Origin of the sequence: Pseudomonas entomophila (assembly GCF_029478665.1) — a bacterium.
In the GTDB taxonomy this organism is placed as follows: domain Bacteria; phylum Pseudomonadota; class Gammaproteobacteria; order Pseudomonadales; family Pseudomonadaceae; genus Aquipseudomonas; species Aquipseudomonas entomophila_F.
Genome location: NZ_JARPQB010000006.1, coordinates 66,469 through 83,286, shown reverse-complemented (window position 1 = coordinate 83,286; position 16,818 = coordinate 66,469). Strand labels below are relative to the sequence as shown.

Here is a 16,818-nt window from a genome sequence, read left to right as displayed (position 1 = left end):
AAAATCAGTCGGGCATTCTAACGCCGTTGCCCAGTATGCGCCGCAACAGATTGTCGGCCATCGCGGGTCAAGCCCGCTCCCACGATAATCCGGCAGGCGCGGGAGCAACTGTCTTGCAGGGTGTTCGAAAATTGCGCCACTCACTGTAGGAGCGGCCTTGTGCCGCGAAAGGGCTGCGTAGCGGCCCCAGGATTTCAGTGTCGAGCAAAGATCGTCGGGGCCGCTTTGCGGCCCTTTCGCGGCACAAGGCCGCTCCTACAAGGATCGCGTAAAGCTCAGGGGGAGCGGTTTTACCTGCGACAGGGCCAGCGAATCCCCTAAAAGAATCAGGGTTACCCCCATCTACAGACCAAGGGGTGAATTCCTCCCCCCCGGATGCAGTACAATCGCCCCTTTTATTTGGCAACGAGTCGACCCGCCAATGATCGAACCCAAGCGCGTCCTGCGCGCCCTAGCCGAACACTGGGCCCTGATCGAGCCGCTGTGCGAGCGCTTCGACCAGGGCACCCTGAGCCTGGTCGAGCTGCGCCAGCAGCTGGCCCGCCAGCAGGTGGAAAGCACCCCGCAGGACATCACCCAGCTGCTCGACGTGTGGATCCGCCTGGACATCCTGGTCCCGGTGGCCAAGAGCCCGAACCGCTTCGAGCTCAACGCGCAGATCCACGACTTCCTCGCCTACCTGCGCCGCGAACACCGGCTGGGCCTGTGCCTGGAGATCGAGGCGTATCTACGCCACCTGGAACGCCTGGCCGGGCATATCCAGGACGCCTTCGACAACCGCGACAGCGACGACCTGGCGCGCCAACTGCGCCTGCTCGACATGCGCGTGCGCGATGTATTGAAGAAGCTCGACAACGACGAACAGGCGCTGGTGGCCGTGGCCGAACGGGCCAAGACCAGCAACCGCCAGATCCCCCTGCGCCAGCGCTACGCCGAAGTGCTGGCGACCTGGGACGAATACGTCGAGCCGATGATCCAGCTGGTCAACGCCGATGGCGCCTTCGAGCAGGGCGTGCGCAAGGTCGAGACCGTGCTGCTGCGCCTGCTGGGCGAGCAGGCGCGCCTGGGCCACCTGGTCGACGACGACATGCTGCTGCGCACCCACGCGCGCATCCTCGAAATGCAGACCAGCGCCCAGCTCACCCTGCGCCACGCCCGCGAACTGCTGCTGCCGCTGCGTGAAGAAGCGCGCCGGCACAACGCCGTGACCCGTGGCGCGGCGCTGGCCTTGTCGGTCATCCGCAAGAAGGGCATCGACGCCGTGCCGCAGGCCGCCATGCCGCTGTTCACCCGCCCGCAGAGCACCTTCCTCGGCAGCGCCAGCCAGGTCGAAGCCTATGTCTATGCCCTGGCCCGCTTCGAGCCCAAGCCGGCGCGCTTCCCCAAGGCGCACAAGACGCAAAAGGGCCCGCTGCCCCGCGCCCCGCGCACGGTCAAGGAAATGCTCGAACGTTGCGAAGACGCCCTGCCGCTGCCGGACCTGATGGTCTGGCTGTTGGAGCAGGAGCCCGAAGGCGCCACCGACGAGCTGCTGTACTGGTTCTCGCGCCTCTCGCGCGAGAAGCGCTTCAGCCGCGAACGCCTCGTCCGCCAGCAATACCTCACCCGCGAACACCTGGTCAGCCTGCGCTCCTTCGCCCTGACTTCCAGCCGCGACAACAAGCCGGCGACCACGACCGAATCCACCGCGAGCCCCACCCATGCATCTTGATCTTTCCGAACTGTCCCAGCTCGCGCCGATCTTCCGCGAGCTGTTCAAGGGCTTCCACATCAGCCGCCGCGACCCGGAGCTGTACGCCCAGCTGTCGAACTTCCAGGACCAGTACCGCACCCTGTTCAAGGCCCTCGGTTTCGAGCTGGTCTGCGACACCCGCGGCTTCTACTACTTCGTCCCCGAGCAGGCCGCCGCGCAGGTCAACAAGACCGCCCAGCGCCTGTCGCTGTTCACCTTCATCCTGGTCGAGCACCTGGCCGACCAGGGCCGCGACCCGATGGCCGTGCTCGACGGCGGCAGCATCGGTCGCGACGAACTGCCGTCGCTGCTGGACAAGTACCGCGACCTGTTCCTGCAAGCTGAAGTGCAGACCGTCGACGAGCTTGAAGAAAAGATCATGCGCCGCATGACCCAGCTGGGCTTCGCCTTCGAGGAAGGCGGCATCTACCGCTTCATGCCACCGATGCACCGCTTCCTCGACGTGTGCCTGTCGGTCCAGCAGGACCGCGACCTGGCCGCCACCCTGCACAGCGACCTGCCGCTGCCGGTGCCTGTGCTGGTGGTGGAAGAGACGCCCGAAGAACTCAACCGCACCGATGACCCGCTCGACCTCACGCCGTTCGATGGCGAGGAGAGCGAGGAGGACGCCCTGGCCCGGGCGATCCGCGAAGAGCAACAGGAGATTGACGCATGAGCCAGGAACGCTACGGCATCCGCCGCTTCGCACTGCTCAACACCGCCGGCTACAGCCTTGGCCTGTTCCCCCTGGAACACCCGCTGTCGGTCTATGGCGCCAACAACCTGGGCAAATCGGCGTCGATCAACGCGCTGCAGTTCCCGATCCTGGCGCGCATGTCCGACATGAGCTTCGGCAAGTACAGCCTGGAGCAGTCGCGCCGCTTCTACTTCGCCACCGACACCAGCTACATCCTCTGCGAACTGAACCTGCCCCACGGCCCCCATGTGATCGGTGTGGTCGGTCGCGGCCCGGGTGGCGGCTTCGGCCACCAGTTCTTCGCCTACCAGGGAGAGCTGGACCTGGCCCACTACCAGAAAGACGACACCTGCCTGCGCCAGAAAGAGCTGTTCACCAACCTCGAGCGCAACGGCCTGAAGGCCTACGAGCTCAAGCCGGACGAACTGCGCCGGCTGCTGGTCGGCGGCCACACCTCGGTGCCGCTGGACCTCACCCTGATCCCGCTGCGTTCGACCAGCGAGCAGAGCCTGAAGACCTTCCGCGCCCTGTTCATCAACCTGCTGCACATGCGCGAGATCACCGCCGCCAAGCTCAAGCAGCTGTTCCTCGACGCCTTCGAGCACAGCCTGCGCTCGGGCAGCGTCGACTACATCGCCGCCTGCGAAGAGGCCTTCCGCGACGTGCGCCGCATGGAGGGCGACTACAACGCCCTGGTGGCCGCAGGCCCCCTGGTCGAGGCCCTGGCCGGCGGCGTGGCCCAGCGCGACATCCTGCGCGGCAAGCTGCACCGCATCTCGCCACTGCTCGACAACCTGCTGGGCACCTGGCAGGACTACGCCATGGCGCGCAAGGAAGAACTGGTCATCCAGTCCGAGCACTACCGCGGCGAGCAGGACCGCCTGCAGAACGACCAGCGCGGCGGCACCCAGGAGCTGATGCGCCTGGAGCGCGAGATCACCGGCATCCAGCGCTGGCTGGGCGAGCTGTCGGTGCTCAAGCACCGCTTCGCCCTGGTCACCGACGTCAAGGTGCTGGAACAGCAACTGCTGGCCGCCAAGGACGCCCACGACGAACTGGCCGGTGCCCTGGCCCAGTCGCGGCAGTTCTCCGCCGAAGACCTCGACGAGCGCGTGCGCGACCTGGAAAAACGCGTCAAGGCGGTCAAGCAGCAGCTCGACCACGCCGACAACAACAGCTACGCCCGCCTGCGCGAGGAATTCTCGCAGCAGGACGTCGACCGCTTGATGCGCCTGTTCAACGGTGCGCTGTTCAGCCTGCCGCTGGGTGACCGCGGCATCGAGCTGGACGAAAGCGACGTCTGGGTGAAAACCCTCGAAGGCGTGCTCGACCGCTTCAAGGGCGAGCGTTTCGAAGTGCCGGGCCTGTCCATCGATATCTCGCACATCGACCCGCCCGCGCTGCAGGCGCTGGCCGACCGCGCCGCCCTGCGCGACCAGAAGGAACGCCTGGAAAAAGAGCTCAAGCAGCTCAAGACCCAACAAGCCGTGGCCCTCGACCGCGCCGCCAGCAAGGCGCAGACCGAAGCCCTGTACCAGCAGGTGCTGGATGCGCAGAAAGCGCTGGAAGACTTCCGCCGCACCGAGACCCTGGCCGCCGAAGAGCCGGAGAAGATGGAGCAACTGGGCCAGCTGGAAGCCGCCCAGGACGAGCTCAAGCGCTCCAGCGACGCCTTCACCGAGCGCGTCCAGCAACTGTCGGCCAAGCTGCAACTGGTAGGCCGGCAGATCGCCGACCTGGAAGCCAAGCAGCGCACCCTGGAAGACGCCCTGCGCCGTCGCCAGCTGCTGCCGGCCGACCTGCCGTTCGGCACGCCGTTCATGGAGGCGATCGACGACTCCATGGACAACCTGCTGCCGCTGCTCAACGACTACCAGGACAGCTGGCAAGCCTTGCAGCGCGTGGACAACCAGATCGAAGCGCTGTACGCCCAGGTACGCCTCAAAGGCGTGGCCAAGTTCGACAGCGAAGACGACATGGAGCGCCGCCTGCAACTGCTGATCAACGCCTACTCGCACCGCACCGAGGAAGCGCTGACGCTGGCCAAGGCCCGCCGCGCCGCGGTCACCGACATCGCCCGGACCCTGCGCAACATCCGCAGCGACTACGACAGCCTCGAGCACCAGCTGGCGCTGTTCAACCGCGAGATCAACAAACGCCAGGTGTCGAACCTGGAGAGCTTCCGCGTCGTGCTGGCACCGAACAAGGAAGCGCTCAAGCACATCGACCAGATCATCCACAGCGCCGGCCAGTACGAGGAAGGCGAGACACTGTCGGTGTTCGACCTGACGCAGAACGCCGACCAGGACCACAAGAACGAAGAGGCCAAGGAGTACCTGGCGCGGCTGGTGGCGGCCAACCACAACCAGCTGGGCCTGAAGGACCTGTTCGAACTGGCCTTCGAGATCACCAAGATCAACAGCCAGCCGGTGATCCACGCCGACATCGACGGCGCCGCCTCGAACGGCACCACCATGACCATCAAGGCGCTGACCAACATGTACCTGTTGCTGCACTTGATGGACCGCGACCTGGCCGGACGCATTCGCCTGCCGTACTACCTCGACGAGGCGGCGGACATCGACGAACGCAACCAGGCGGCATTGCTGGAAACCAGCCAGCAGCTGGGCTTCGTGCCGATCCTGGCGAGCGTGAAGCCACAGGTGTCGGCGCGGGTGGCGATCGACCTGGAAGGCGGCAGCGGGCCGAACGGTATCTACATCGACGAGGCGGACTGGAAGTACATCAGCCGTCGCGACGAAGTGAAGGCCATCGTGCGCGAGGATGAGGCCGAGGAACTGGCCTGATTCGGTGTATTGGGGCCGCTTTGCGGCCCTTCGCGGATAAATCCGCTCCTACAGCACCGCCGCACCTGTAGGAGCCGGCCTTGCCGGCGAATGGAGGCCGAAGGCCTCCGTTATTGCTGCGCCCACGGCACGATCGGAATCGCCGTCACCGCATTCTGCGGGCTACCTTCGATCACCCGGTCGCTATACACCAGGTACACCAGCGTATTGCGTTTCTTGTCGAGGAACCGCACCACCTGCATGGTCTTGAACACCAGCGAGGTGCGCTCCTTGAACACCTCCTCGCCATCCTTCAGCTCACCCTTGAAGTGGATCGGCCCGACCTGACGGCAGGCGATCGACGCCTCGGCACGGTCCTCGGCCAACCCCAAGCCACCTTTCAGGCCCCCGGTCTTGGCCCGCGACAGGTAGCAGGTCACGCCGTCGACCTTCGGGTCATCGAACGCCTCGACCACGATTCGGTCGTTAGGTCCGACGAACTTGAACACGGTGGACACCTGGCCGATCTCCTCGGCCCCGGCCAGCATCGGCAGCATCAGCGCCGCCATGGCAAACATCCTTTTCAGCACAGTGATCTCCTTCAGACCAGAACCAGGTTGTCGCGGTGCACCAGCTCAGGCTCGGCGCTGTAGCCCAGCAGGCTCTCGATGGCGTCGGACGGCTGGCCGATGATCTTCTGCGCCTCCAGGGCGCTGTAGTTGGCCAGGCCGCGGGCGATCTCCTGGCCATCCGGGCCGACGCAAACCACCATCTCGCCACGGCGGAAGCTGCCCTGCACGGTCTTCACACCCACCGGCAACAGGCTCTTGTTGGCCTGGCGCAGCGCCTGCACCGCGCCATCGTCGAGCACCAGGGTGCCACGGGTCTGCAGGTGACCAGCCAGCCACTGCTTGCGGGCGGCAAGCATGCCGCGCTCGGGCGACAGCAGGGTGCCCAGGCGCTCGCCGGCCTTCAGCCGATCCAGCACACGCTCGATACGGCCACCGATGATGATGGTGTGGGCACCGGAACGGGCAGCAAGGCGCGCGGCGCGCAGCTTGGTCTGCATGCCACCACGGCCCAGGGCGCCACCGGTGCCACCGGCCACGGCATCCAGCGCCGGGTCGTCGGCACGGGCTTCATAGATGAGCTGGGCTTCGGGGTTGTTGCGCGGATCGGCATCGAACATGCCGTCGCGGTCAGTGAGGATCACCAGCAGGTCGGCTTCCACCAGGTTGGCCACCAGCGCGGCCAGGGTGTCGTTGTCACCGAAGCGAATTTCGTCGGTGACCACGGTGTCGTTCTCGTTGATCACCGGCACCACGCCCAGGTCGACCAGTGTGCGCAGGGTGCTGCGCGCATTGAGGTAGCGCTTGCGGTCGGAGAGGTCGTCGTGGGTCAGCAGGATCTGCGCGGTGTGCTTGCCGTGCTCGCCGAAGCTCGACTCCCAGGCCTGCACCAGGCGCATCTGGCCGATCGAGGCCGCGGCCTGCAGCTCGTTCATCGCACTCGGTCGCGAAGTCCAGCCCAGCTGGCTCATGCCGGCGGCCACGGCCCCGGAGGAGACCAGCACCAGTTCCACGCCTGCCTCGCGCAGGGCCACCATCTGCTCGACCCACACCGCCATGGCGCCGCGGTCCAGCCCCTTGCCATCGGCGGTCAGCAGCGCGCTGCCGATCTTCACGACCCAGCGCTGGGCGCCAGTCACCTTGCTTCGCATCTTCTCTTCCAACCTATGTCGAATCTGTAGATACCGTGGATACAAAAACGCCGCTCCAGAGAGCGGCGTTTAGTGTACTGCAACCGATCAGTCGCGCACGTAAATGATTTCCGGGCCGTCTTCGTCGTCCTCGAAATCATCCCAGTCGTCATCGTCGCCGATGTCGTGCACGCTCTTGACGCCAGTGCGCCGCAGGGTGCGGGCGTCGTCCAGGGCCTGCAGCTGGGCGCGGGCCTCGTCCTCGATGCGCTGGTCGAGCTCGGCCAGCTCTTCGGCGTAGGCCGGGTCGTTGGCCAGGCGGTCGGCGCGGTCTTCGAGATAACGCATCAAGTCGTGGCTGAGCTTCTCGGTGCCCTGCTTGGCGATGGCCGAGATCACGTAGACCGGGCCGTCCCAGTTCAGGCGCTCGACCACTTCCTTGACGCGCGCGTCCTTCTCGTCGTCCATGATCATGTCGGCCTTGTTCAGCACCAGCCAACGCTCACGGTCGACCAGAGCCGGGCTGAACTGCGCCAGCTCGTTGATGATCACTTCGGCGGCATCGGCCGGGCTGCTGTCGTCCAGCGGCGCCAGGTCGACCAGGTGTAGCAGCACGCGGGTACGGGCCAGGTGCTTGAGGAAGCGGATACCCAGGCCTGCGCCTTCGGAAGCCCCTTCGATCAGGCCGGGGATGTCGGCGATGACGAAGCTCTTCCAGCGGTCGACGCTGACCACGCCCAGGTTGGGGACCAGGGTGGTGAACGGGTAGTCGGCGACTTTCGGCTTGGCCGCCGACACCGAACGGATGAAGGTGCTCTTGCCGGCGTTCGGCAAGCCCAGCAGGCCGACGTCGGCCAGCACTTTCATTTCCATCTTCAGGTCGCGCTGGTCGCCCGGCTTGCCTGGCGTGGTCTGGCGCGGCGCACGGTTGGTGCTGGACTTGAAGCGGGTGTTGCCCAGGCCGTGCCAGCCGCCCTGGGCGACCATCAGCTTCTGCCCCGGGGTGATCAGGTCACCAATGACTTCCTGGGTGGAGGCGTCGATCACGGTGGTACCGACCGGCACGCGCAGGAACAGGTCGTCGCCCTTCTTGCCAGTGCAATCGGTGCTGCCGCCGTTGGAGCCGCGCTGGGCTTCATGGTGGCGGGTATAGCGATAGTCGACGAGGGTGTTGAGGTTCTCGTCGGCCACCATGTACACCGAGCCGCCGTCGCCACCGTCACCGCCGTTGGGGCCACCGTTCTCGATGAATTTCTCGCGGCGGAAGCTCATGCAACCGTTGCCGCCATCACCGGCTTTTACCCGGATCGATACTTCGTCTACAAACTTCATTCAAAACCGCCTCTCGTCGGACGACGAGTCGAAAACCAGAAAAACCTGAGGCTCTTGCAAAGATGAGCGCGGCGGCCCCGTACGAACCAGAAACCAACGCCGGCAGCCCATTCAAACAGCTTTGCAAGAGGCTCACCACAAACGAAAAAGCCCCGTCGCATGACGGGGCTTCTGGAGCGACGTCGCGATTAAGCGGCGACGATGCTCACGTAACGGCGCATGAACTCGCCTTTCTTCTCGAACTTGATCACGCCTTCGATCTTGGCGAACAAGGTGTGGTCCTTGCCCATGCCAACGCCGTAGCCAGCGTGGAATTCGGTGCCGCGCTGACGGACGATGATGTTGCCCGGCTTGATAACCTGGCCGCCATACATCTTCACGCCAAGGCGTTTCGATTCTGAGTCGCGACCGTTACGAGTACTACCACCAGCCTTCTTGTGAGCCATGGTTCAATTCTCCAATAAATTCAGGGGATCGGGGCGATTAAGCCTGGATACCGGTGATTTTGATCTCGGTGAACCACTGGCGGTGGCCCATGCGCTTCATGTGGTGCTTACGACGACGGAACTTGATGATGCGAACCTTGTCGTGGCGGCCTTGGGAAACGACTTCGGCCACTACTTTAGCGCCAGCAACAACTGGAGCACCGATGGTGACGTCGTCACCGTTGGCGACCAGCAGGACGCGATCGAAAGTCACGGATTCGCCGGTGGCGACTTCCAGCTTCTCGATCTTGAGGAATTCACCTTCAGCGACTTTGTACTGCTTGCCGCCGGTAACGATTACTGCGTAAGACATGGTATTTCTCCGATAATCCTGCTCACCCAGCGCTTTATATGATGAGTATTGGCTGGCATGGCTGCACAAGGCTGGAAAGGCCCGGCGCAATTGCGTAAGGCAGGTGCTGCCCAGGAAAGTTAGGGTGCGCGATTGTACGCAACCCTATAAATGCTTGCAAGTACCGGCCCGGGGCCACGGCCACCGCGCCTTGACACACCGGTACCCGCGACCTAGCATGCCGCGCAACCTCAATGGAGCAGCCGATGCAACCCCAAACCTTCTACCGCGCGGTAGCTGATGATTTCAGCGCCGTCGACGAGATCATCAAGAAGCAGCTGACCTCGCGCGTGCCGCTGGTATCGAAGATCGGCGACTATATCACCTCCGCCGGCGGCAAGCGCCTGCGCCCGCTGCTGGTGCTGCTGTGCGGCAAGGCCCTGGGCCGCGAAGGCGACGACCTGCGCCTGCTGGCGGCGACCATCGAGTTCCTGCACACCGCCACGCTGCTGCACGACGACGTGGTCGACATGTCCGGCATGCGCCGTGGCCGCTCCACCGCCAACGCCCTGTGGGGCAACGCACCGAGCGTGCTGGTGGGCGACTTCCTCTATTCGCGCTCGTTCGAGATGATGGTCGAGCTGGGCTCGATGCCGGTCATGCAAATCCTCTCCAAGGCCACCCGCGTCATCGCCGAGGGTGAAGTGCTGCAGCTGTCGCGTGTGCGCGACGCCAGCACCACCGAGGAAATCTACATGGACGTCATCCGCGGCAAGACCGCGATGCTGTTCGAAGCCTCGACCCACAGCGCCGCCGCGCTGGCCGGCGCCAGCGACGAACAGCGCGAAGCCCTGCGTACCTTCGGTGACCACCTGGGCGTGGCCTTCCAGTTGGTCGACGACCTGCTGGACTACAAGGGCGACTCGGAAACCCTCGGCAAGAACGTCGGCGACGACCTGGCCGAAGGCAAGCCAACCCTGCCACTGATCTACGCCATGCGCGAGGGCACCCCCGAGCAAGCGGCGCTGGTACGCCAGGCGATCCAGAAGGGTGGCCTCGAGGACCTGGAGCAGATTCGCATCGCTGTCGAAGCCTCCGGCGCCCTGGCCTACACCGCGCAGATGGCCCGTGACTACGTCGCCCGCGCCATCGCCTGCCTGGAAGTGCTGCCAGCCAGCGAGTACCGGGATGCGCTGGTCGAGCTGAGCGAATTTGCCGTAGCGCGCACGCACTAGAACGAATCGCGTCACCTTCTTCGCGGGTAAACCCGCTCCTACAGGTCCACCACTTACCTGTAGGAGCGGGTTTACCCGCGAATGCTTTTGCACAGGCAAAGCACATTTCCCAGGCAAAACCTTATACAATGTGCGCCTTTGTTCGTCTGTACTTGAAAGGAAAAGCCGTGAGCACTCTGCCGCCCTGCCCCCAATGCAACTCTGAATACACCTACGAGGATGGCACCCAGCTGATCTGCCCCGAATGCGCCCACGAGTGGTCGGCCAATGGCGAAGCCGATGCCGCCAGCGATGACGTGGTGAAGAAGGATTCGGTCGGCAACATCCTGCAGGACGGCGACACCGTCACCGTGATCAAGGACCTCAAGGTCAAGGGCTCGTCGCTGGTGGTCAAGGTCGGTACCAAGGTCAAGAACATCCGCCTGTGCGACGGTGACCACGACATCGACTGCAAGATCGACGGCATCGGCGCGATGAAGCTGAAGTCCGAGTTCGTCCGCAAGGTCTGACTCAGCCCTCGGGGCTGCCCACCGGGCGGCCCTGACAGATCCTGCAACGGGATCGTCCGCACCATTTGGAAGAAATCTTCCAATAGTCTCTTGCTATTTTGATAATAAGAATTATTCTCATTGGAGCCGCTATCCAAGGAGAATAGCCATGACCTATCTGATCGACGCCTGGCTCGACCGCCCCCACCCCTACCTGCGCATCCTGCATCGCGAGACTGGCGAAGTCTGTGCCGTGCTTGAAGAAGACGCGCTCGACGAACTGCGCGACCAGGGCGACCTGGATCTTACGGGCTTGAATTCGAGTGAACCGGGGGTGCTCAAGGAGGTGGTGCGCAACCTGTTCCTGTTCTGCTATGCGCGGGCGTTGCGCCCGGGAGGAACGGATTGGAACTGAAAAGCTTCGCCGGCAAGCCGGCTCCTACAGGACGCATTCGCAATCTGTAGGAGCCGGCTTGCCGGCGAACGGGCATTACAGAACGTCGAGCAGCTCGACGTCGAACACCAGCACGCTGTGCGGCGGGATGCTGCCAACGCCTTGGGCGCCGTAAGCCAGCTCGCTTGGCACGTACAGGCGCCATTTGCTGCCAGCGTTCATCAGCTGCAGGGCTTCGGTCCAGCCAGCGATCACGCCACCCACCGGGAATTCAGCCGGCTGGCCACGCTCGTAAGAGCTGTCGAACACGGTGCCGTCGATCAAGGTGCCGTGGTAGTGGGTGCGCACGTTGTCTTCGCGCGAAGGCTTGGCGCCCTCGCCTGCGGTCAGCACTTCGTACTGCAGGCCCGAGGCCAGGGTGACGATGCCTTCACGCTTGGCGTTATCGGCCAGGAATTCCTTGCCAACGGCAGCGGCGGCTTCAGCCTTGGCAGCGGCTTCGGCTTGCATCACTTCGCGGATGACTTTGAAAGCAGCCGACAGGTCGGCTTCGCTGACGCGGCTGTCGGCGCCGTTGAAGGCGTCAGTCAGGCCGGCCACGATGGCCTCCAGGTTGACGCCTGGTGGCGGGTTGTCACGCAGCTGGCCGCCCAGCTGGCGGCCGATGCCGTAGCTGACGCGGGTTTCGTCGGTGGACAGGTTGAGTTCGGACATGGGCTTGCTCCACTTAAGGGCGCACTGCATCCGCGCCCTTGATGAAAAGGGCGAGCAGCCTAGCACACTGGCGCGGCGTGAAGCAGCTACCAGGCCGAACGCTGGGAAATCGGGACCTTGAGGTCTTCTTCCGGGTGCGTGCCCAAGCCGCACATCTCGTCCTGAACGGACCAGTGCACCAGGTTCATCGACAGCAGGGGAAGCGATTGCAGGAGCTGCCGCGCATCCTCGACCGAGTGCACGCGCAGGCGCTTGCCACGGGCATCGTCCAGGGGGTGGGCACGGCCCTTGACCCGGGCTTCGAGCAGGTAGTCACCACCTTCGATGGCGATCAGGTTGAGTTCGTCGACATGGCCGGCCCTGGCCTCGGTGTTGAGCTGATGCAGGTTCATGGGCGTACCTCGCTGCGGGAACCACGCATGAGTGCTCATTTTTTGTACAGCATCGACAAAAGCGCAAGCCACCGCCCATCACTTATTTCGGTAGGAGCCAGCCTTGCTGGCGAACGGGGCGCCCGGTTCGCCAGCAAGGCTGGCTCCTACCCGAGTCGATCAATGCTTGGTGATGCGGTCCAGGTAACCCATGACGAACGCCGAGACAACGAAGGTCATGTGGATGATCACGTACCACATCAGGTAGTCGGTGGAGATGTTCTGGGCATCCATGAACACCCTCAGCAGGTGGATCGAGGAGATGGCGACAATGGACGCCGCGACCTTCATCTTCAGCGACGAGGAGTCCATCTTGCCGAGCCAGCTCAGTTTCTCCTTGCTGTCGTCGATGTCCAGCTGCGAAACGAAGTTCTCGTAGCCCGAGATCATCACCATCACCAGCAGGCCGCCGACCAGCGACATGTCGATCAACGACAGGATCACCAGGACCAGGTCCGCCTCGGCCAGGGTGAAGACATTGGGCAGGACATGGATGATTTCCTGGAAGAACTTCAGCGCCAATGCCAGCAGGCCCAGCGAGAGGCCGAAGTAGATGGGGGCGAGCAGCCAGCGCGAGGCATACATCGCATTTTCGAGGATACGTTCCATGGACAGTTAGGGACTCTTGAGGTGACTGGAAAAGCGGGCGCGAGTATAGCCAGCCACCTGTGACAGCAAAAGCCTATGGTCGTTTCGCGATACACCTGTAGGAGCCAGCCTTGCTGGCGAACCGGGGCCGCAGAGGTTCGCCAGCAAGGCTGGCTCCTACAAAGAAAGCGGTGTGGTCAGGTTTCCGGGTGGAACTGGTAGTCCCCCAGGTTCCGGCAGCGCTCGCCGTTGATCCTGCGCAGTTGCGCCTGCAGGTGCAGGCACCAGATCTGCGGATCTTCCGCGACCTGGTAACCATGGAGGGTGAGGCTGTCGACGATGGCGTTCATCACCGACTCGGCCACCAGCGGGCCATGGAACGGCCCCTGGGCCTTGATCGCCGAGGGTTGTTCGCCGGCCATGCCGGCGGCGAAGAGCAAGGTCCACATGCCGTTGTCACCGGCCAGTGGGCGAATGCAGCATTCGATACGGGTCACCAGGCCCAGGCACTGGCGGGTGAGGCTGAGGTTGCGCATGGCGGCGTCCCCTCTGTGAAGCCCTGTTCAGCCCGAAACCGTCGGGCTGTTTCCATCCTGAACCCTGATACCGTCCCTAAGTTCCACTTTAGCCGACCTGTGGAAAAGTTAGAAAACCGGCGCTGAACGGTAGCACTTGGCCGCCAGCGCCGTTTTATTGACTCAGGCGGGCTTGGCCTGGGCGATGACCTCTTCCAGCCGCTCCTTCTCGGCTTCCTTGATCTCTTCCTCGCTGATCATCTCGGCGATCACCCGCAGGCGTTCCACCACCCGCGCGTTGACACTGCCTTCGGCGAACTCGCCCTTGTCGTCCAGGGCGCCGGCCTCCTCGCCCACCAGCAGGCTCAGGGCCTCGTCGGCCTGGCTCACGGCGTAGACATGGAACTGCCCGGCCTCGACCGCCTGCAGCACACGCTCGTCAAGCATCAGCGTGGCGACGTTTGCCCGCGGGATGATCACCCCTTGCTCGCCAGTCAGGCCACGGGCTTCGCAGAGGCGGAAGAAGCCTTCGATCTTCTCGTTCACCCCACCCACCGCCTGCACTTCACCGAACTGGTTGATCGAGCCGGTGATGGCGAAGCACTGCTTGAGCGGTGTGCGCGACAACGCCGAGATCAAGGTGCAGGCCTCGCCCAGCGAGGCGCTGTCGCCGTCGACGTAGCCGTACGATTGCTCCAGGGCAATGCTCGCCGAGATCGCCAGGGGGAATTCCTGGGCGTAGCGGCTGCCCAGGTATCCGGTCAGGATCATCACGCCCTTGGAGTGGATCGGCTGCCCCAGGTTGACCTCGCGCTCGATGTCGACGATACCGCTGCCGCCCGGGTAGACAGTGGCGGAGATCCGCGCCGGCATGCCGAACGCCGAGTCGCCGACCTCGAGCACGGTCAGGCCGTTGCACTTGCCGATGGCGGCGCCTTCGGTATCGATCAGGATGATGCCGGCGAGCATGTCGTCGAGCACCCGCTGCGACACACGCCCGGTGCGCGTGGCCTTGGCCTTGAGCGCCCGCTCGATGTGCCCGGCGTCGGTCATGGTTTCATTGGCCAGCTGGCGGATGAAGTCCGCCTCGCTGACCAGCTGGAACAGGTCGCCGATACGCGCCGAAAGCCGCGACTGGTTCTCCGCCAGGCGTGCGCTGTAGGTGGCCAGGCGCGCCACCGCGTCGCTGGTCAGCGGCGCCATGCCCTCTTCGTTGGTGCGGGTGCGCAACAGCTGGGCGAACTGCTCCAGGTTCTCGTCGAGCATGGGCATGTCTTCGTCGAAGTCGACCAGCACCCGGAACATCTCCTGGAAGTCCGAATCGTGGTCCTGCAGCGCGTAGTACAGCTGGCGCGAACCGATGATCACCAGCTTGACGTTGAGCGGGATCATCTGCGGCGTGAGGCTGACCGTGGCGACGCGCCCCAGTTCGCCCAACGGCGACTCCATCTTCAGCTTGCGCGACTGCAGGGCGCGCTTGAGGGCGTCCCAGACAAACGGCTCACCAAGCATCTTCTCGGCTTCGAGAATCAGGAAGCCGCCATTGGCGCGGTGCAAGGCCCCCGCGCGCAGCTGGCGATAAGAGGTGTACAGCGCGCCCTGGTCGGTGCTGTATTCAATCCGCCCGAACAGGTTGTCGTAGGTCGGGTGCGGTTCGAATACCACGGGTGCGCCGCCCTTGTGGGGGTGCCCGACGACCAGGTTGGGGGCGTACTGCTCCTCGAGCATCTTGCGCGCCACGGCGTCGGTCTTGCTGTCGTCGACCAGTTGCTCGACCACCGTGCGCAGCAGGTTCAGCTGGACGGACTGCAAGTAGGCGCAGACTGCGGCGTTTTCCGCATACTTCTGCGACAACGGCGCCAGCAGCGGCTGCAGGGCCAGGGTGATGGTCTCTTCATTGAGCTGGCGCAGTTGATTGTTCGACTCCCGCTTCCATTGCGGCAGGCTCGACAACTCTTCGTTCAAGCGCTCTTCGAGCTCGGCGATGTCCTCGTGGAAGCGCTCACGCACCTCTTCCGGCAATTGGGCGAACTCGGCTTCGTCCAACGCCTTGCCATCGCCCATCGGGGTGAAGGCGACGTTGCTGCTGTCGCGATAGAGGGCCACGTCCTTTTCCAGCGAGGCGCGCTCGATGACATCCAGGGCACGGTCGTAGCGCTGGTTGAAGGCGCGGTCGATGGCGCTTTTCTTCTGCTGGTAGGAGGGGTGCTCGAACACCGCCGGGAAAGTCGCCAGCAGGTTGTCGAGCAGCCCGTTCATGTCGCTGATGAACTCGCTGGCGCTGCCGGCCGGCAACTCCAGCGCGCGGGGCTCGCGAGATTCCTCGAAATTGTTCACGTACAGCCAGTCGGCGGGCGTGTGCTGGCGCTTGCCTTCGGCTTTGAGATAACGCTTCACGAAGGAGAACCGGCCAGTGCCCGGCTCGCCCATCACATACACGTTGTAACCCGGGCGCGGCATGGCCACGCCGAACTGCAGGGCCTCTACGGCACGCTCCTGGCCCAGGACACCACGAAACGGCTCCAGGTCGTCTGTGTTGGAGAAGGCAAACTGTTCAGCGGAGAAACGCCGGGTCAGGGCTTCGGGCGCGAGACGCAGGCGCGAGGCGACAGGATCGGGCATTGGGTTTCCTTACTTCGGCGGGGCGGATGACCGCATTCTGGCGCTGCCAGCGCGCAGCGGCAAGGCTGCGCGAGACTTTATGTCGCAGTCCGACAATGCCCGTCACGCAAGCAATTTTTCGCAATAAACAACGCAACCTTTGGATCATGCCTAAACTCCAAACTGCGCGGGGGGCCGTAGGGCCTTTCCGACCTGGCAACCACGTTGCCAGAACCCTGACCATTGGTATGCCACTTGAGAATGAGAACAACGCTATGAAACGGATTCTTCTGGGTACCCTGTTCGCCGCAGTCTCGATCAACGCCATGGCCGAAGCGCCGGGCGGCCCGAATTGCGGCTGGGGCAACTTGCTGTTCGAGGGCCAGCGCGGTACACCGGCCCACTTCCTCGCCTCCACCACCAACGGCACCTCCGGCAACGCAACCTTCGGCATGACCTCGGGCACCAACGGCTGCTCGACCAAGGCCTCCCTCACCTACGGCGGCAAGTCCTGGTTCGCCATGAACGGCATGATGAACGAGCTGTCCGAAGACATGGCCAAGGGCCAGGGTGAAGCCCTGACCACCTACGCCGTGGTCCTGGGCGTGGCACCTGAAGACCGCGCGCACTTCGCCGCCGTCACCCACGAGCACTTCCAGCAGATCTTCAGCAGCGCCAACGTGACGGCAGAAGCTGTCCACAGCAACACCCTGGCCGTGCTCAAGCGCGACCCGCAACTGGCCAAATACGCCACCGAGGCTTGAGTCCCACGCCTCCCGCCCCGGCACCGGGGCGGGCTTGGCGATTCATCTTTCGGCATCATCAGGAA

Annotated in this window: 17 protein-coding genes; 7 read left to right on the top strand and 10 right to left on the bottom strand. The window is 64.1% G+C overall.

Translation table 11 applies throughout. The annotated features are described in order from the left end of the window. Positions 1–421: 421 nt before the first annotated feature. The 3 genes from mksB to mksF are packed head-to-tail and all read left to right on the top strand — an operon-like array spanning position 422 to position 5,236. Positions 422–1,711 carry an Mks condensin complex protein MksB gene (gene mksB, locus P5705_RS04800; protein ID WP_277459770.1) on the top strand — a complete coding sequence of 430 codons (1,290 nt, stop codon included), beginning with the start codon at positions 422–424 and terminating at the stop codon, positions 1,709–1,711. Then, the gene (mksE, locus tag P5705_RS04795) at positions 1,701–2,408 is read left to right on the top strand and encodes an Mks condensin complex protein MksE (RefSeq protein WP_011532174.1); all 708 of its coding nucleotides are present in this window, start codon (positions 1,701–1,703) and stop codon (positions 2,406–2,408) included. The genes mksB and mksE overlap by 11 nt, the downstream gene beginning before the upstream one ends. Continuing rightward, entirely contained in the window at positions 2,405–5,236 is a 2,832-nt protein-coding gene (mksF, locus tag P5705_RS04790) for an Mks condensin complex protein MksF (protein ID WP_011532173.1), read from the top strand. The genes mksE and mksF overlap by 4 nt, the downstream gene beginning before the upstream one ends. Before the next feature lie 110 nt (positions 5,237–5,346). On the opposite strand, the gene P5705_RS04785 is transcribed toward mksF, so the two are convergent. From P5705_RS04785 to rplU, 5 genes are all read right to left on the bottom strand, one after another. After that, positions 5,347–5,793: a CreA family protein gene (locus tag P5705_RS04785; protein WP_277459793.1), complete on the bottom strand. Its 447-nt coding sequence runs from the start codon at positions 5,791–5,793 to the stop codon at positions 5,347–5,349. A gap of 23 nt (positions 5,794–5,816) precedes the next feature. Further along, a complete protein-coding gene (gene proB, locus P5705_RS04780) occupies positions 5,817–6,935 on the bottom strand; it encodes a glutamate 5-kinase (protein WP_240064593.1) in 1,119 nt (372 codons plus the stop codon). A gap of 87 nt (positions 6,936–7,022) precedes the next feature. Next, complete coding sequence (gene cgtA, locus P5705_RS04775; RefSeq protein ID WP_277459769.1) at positions 7,023–8,246, bottom strand: Obg family GTPase CgtA; 1,224 nt, start codon at positions 8,244–8,246, stop codon at positions 7,023–7,025. A gap of 188 nt (positions 8,247–8,434) precedes the next feature. Then, positions 8,435–8,692 (bottom strand): 50S ribosomal protein L27, encoded by a 258-nt coding sequence (gene rpmA / locus P5705_RS04770; RefSeq protein ID WP_003247464.1) that lies wholly within the window; start codon positions 8,690–8,692, stop codon positions 8,435–8,437. Positions 8,693–8,729: 37 nt separating this feature from the next. Then, the gene (gene rplU / locus P5705_RS04765) at positions 8,730–9,044 is read right to left on the bottom strand and encodes a 50S ribosomal protein L21 (protein WP_011532169.1); all 315 of its coding nucleotides are present in this window, start codon (positions 9,042–9,044) and stop codon (positions 8,730–8,732) included. Between the two features lie 245 nt (positions 9,045–9,289). On the opposite strand from rplU, the gene P5705_RS04760 reads away from it, so the two are divergent. The 3 genes from P5705_RS04760 to P5705_RS04750 all read left to right on the top strand — a co-directional run bounded on the left by P5705_RS04760 (position 9,290) and on the right by P5705_RS04750 (position 11,161). Then, positions 9,290–10,258 (top strand): polyprenyl synthetase family protein, encoded by a 969-nt coding sequence (locus P5705_RS04760; RefSeq protein ID WP_213659546.1) that lies wholly within the window; start codon positions 9,290–9,292, stop codon positions 10,256–10,258. Positions 10,259–10,425: 167 nt separating this feature from the next. After that, complete coding sequence (locus P5705_RS04755; protein ID WP_277459768.1) at positions 10,426–10,767, top strand: zinc ribbon domain-containing protein YjdM; 342 nt, start codon at positions 10,426–10,428, stop codon at positions 10,765–10,767. A gap of 148 nt (positions 10,768–10,915) precedes the next feature. Beyond that, a complete protein-coding gene (locus P5705_RS04750) occupies positions 10,916–11,161 on the top strand; it encodes a PA4570 family protein (protein ID WP_011532166.1) in 246 nt (81 codons plus the stop codon). A 75-nt stretch (positions 11,162–11,236) separates the two neighbouring features. On the opposite strand, the gene P5705_RS04745 is transcribed toward P5705_RS04750, so the two are convergent. From P5705_RS04745 to P5705_RS04725, 5 genes are all read right to left on the bottom strand, one after another. Beyond that, complete coding sequence (locus P5705_RS04745; RefSeq protein ID WP_011532165.1) at positions 11,237–11,854, bottom strand: FKBP-type peptidyl-prolyl cis-trans isomerase; 618 nt, start codon at positions 11,852–11,854, stop codon at positions 11,237–11,239. 86 nt (positions 11,855–11,940) lie between these two features. Continuing rightward, positions 11,941–12,246 carry a DUF6482 family protein gene (locus P5705_RS04740; protein ID WP_011532164.1) on the bottom strand — a complete coding sequence of 102 codons (306 nt, stop codon included), beginning with the start codon at positions 12,244–12,246 and terminating at the stop codon, positions 11,941–11,943. A 159-nt stretch (positions 12,247–12,405) separates the two neighbouring features. Further along, positions 12,406–12,894, bottom strand: coding sequence for a TIGR00645 family protein (locus P5705_RS04735; RefSeq protein WP_011532163.1), 489 nt, complete (start codon positions 12,892–12,894; stop codon positions 12,406–12,408). A 176-nt stretch (positions 12,895–13,070) separates the two neighbouring features. Further along, positions 13,071–13,409 carry a hypothetical protein gene (locus tag P5705_RS04730; protein ID WP_277459767.1) on the bottom strand — a complete coding sequence of 113 codons (339 nt, stop codon included), beginning with the start codon at positions 13,407–13,409 and terminating at the stop codon, positions 13,071–13,073. Positions 13,410–13,571: 162 nt separating this feature from the next. After that, on the bottom strand, positions 13,572–16,010 hold the full coding sequence (locus P5705_RS04725; protein ID WP_277459766.1) for a Lon protease family protein: 2,439 nt from the start codon (positions 16,008–16,010) through the stop codon (positions 13,572–13,574). A 254-nt stretch (positions 16,011–16,264) separates the two neighbouring features. On the opposite strand from P5705_RS04725, the gene P5705_RS04720 reads away from it, so the two are divergent. Continuing rightward, complete coding sequence (locus P5705_RS04720; RefSeq protein ID WP_277459765.1) at positions 16,265–16,753, top strand: DUF3015 domain-containing protein; 489 nt, start codon at positions 16,265–16,267, stop codon at positions 16,751–16,753. Positions 16,754–16,818: the final 65 nt, after the last annotated feature.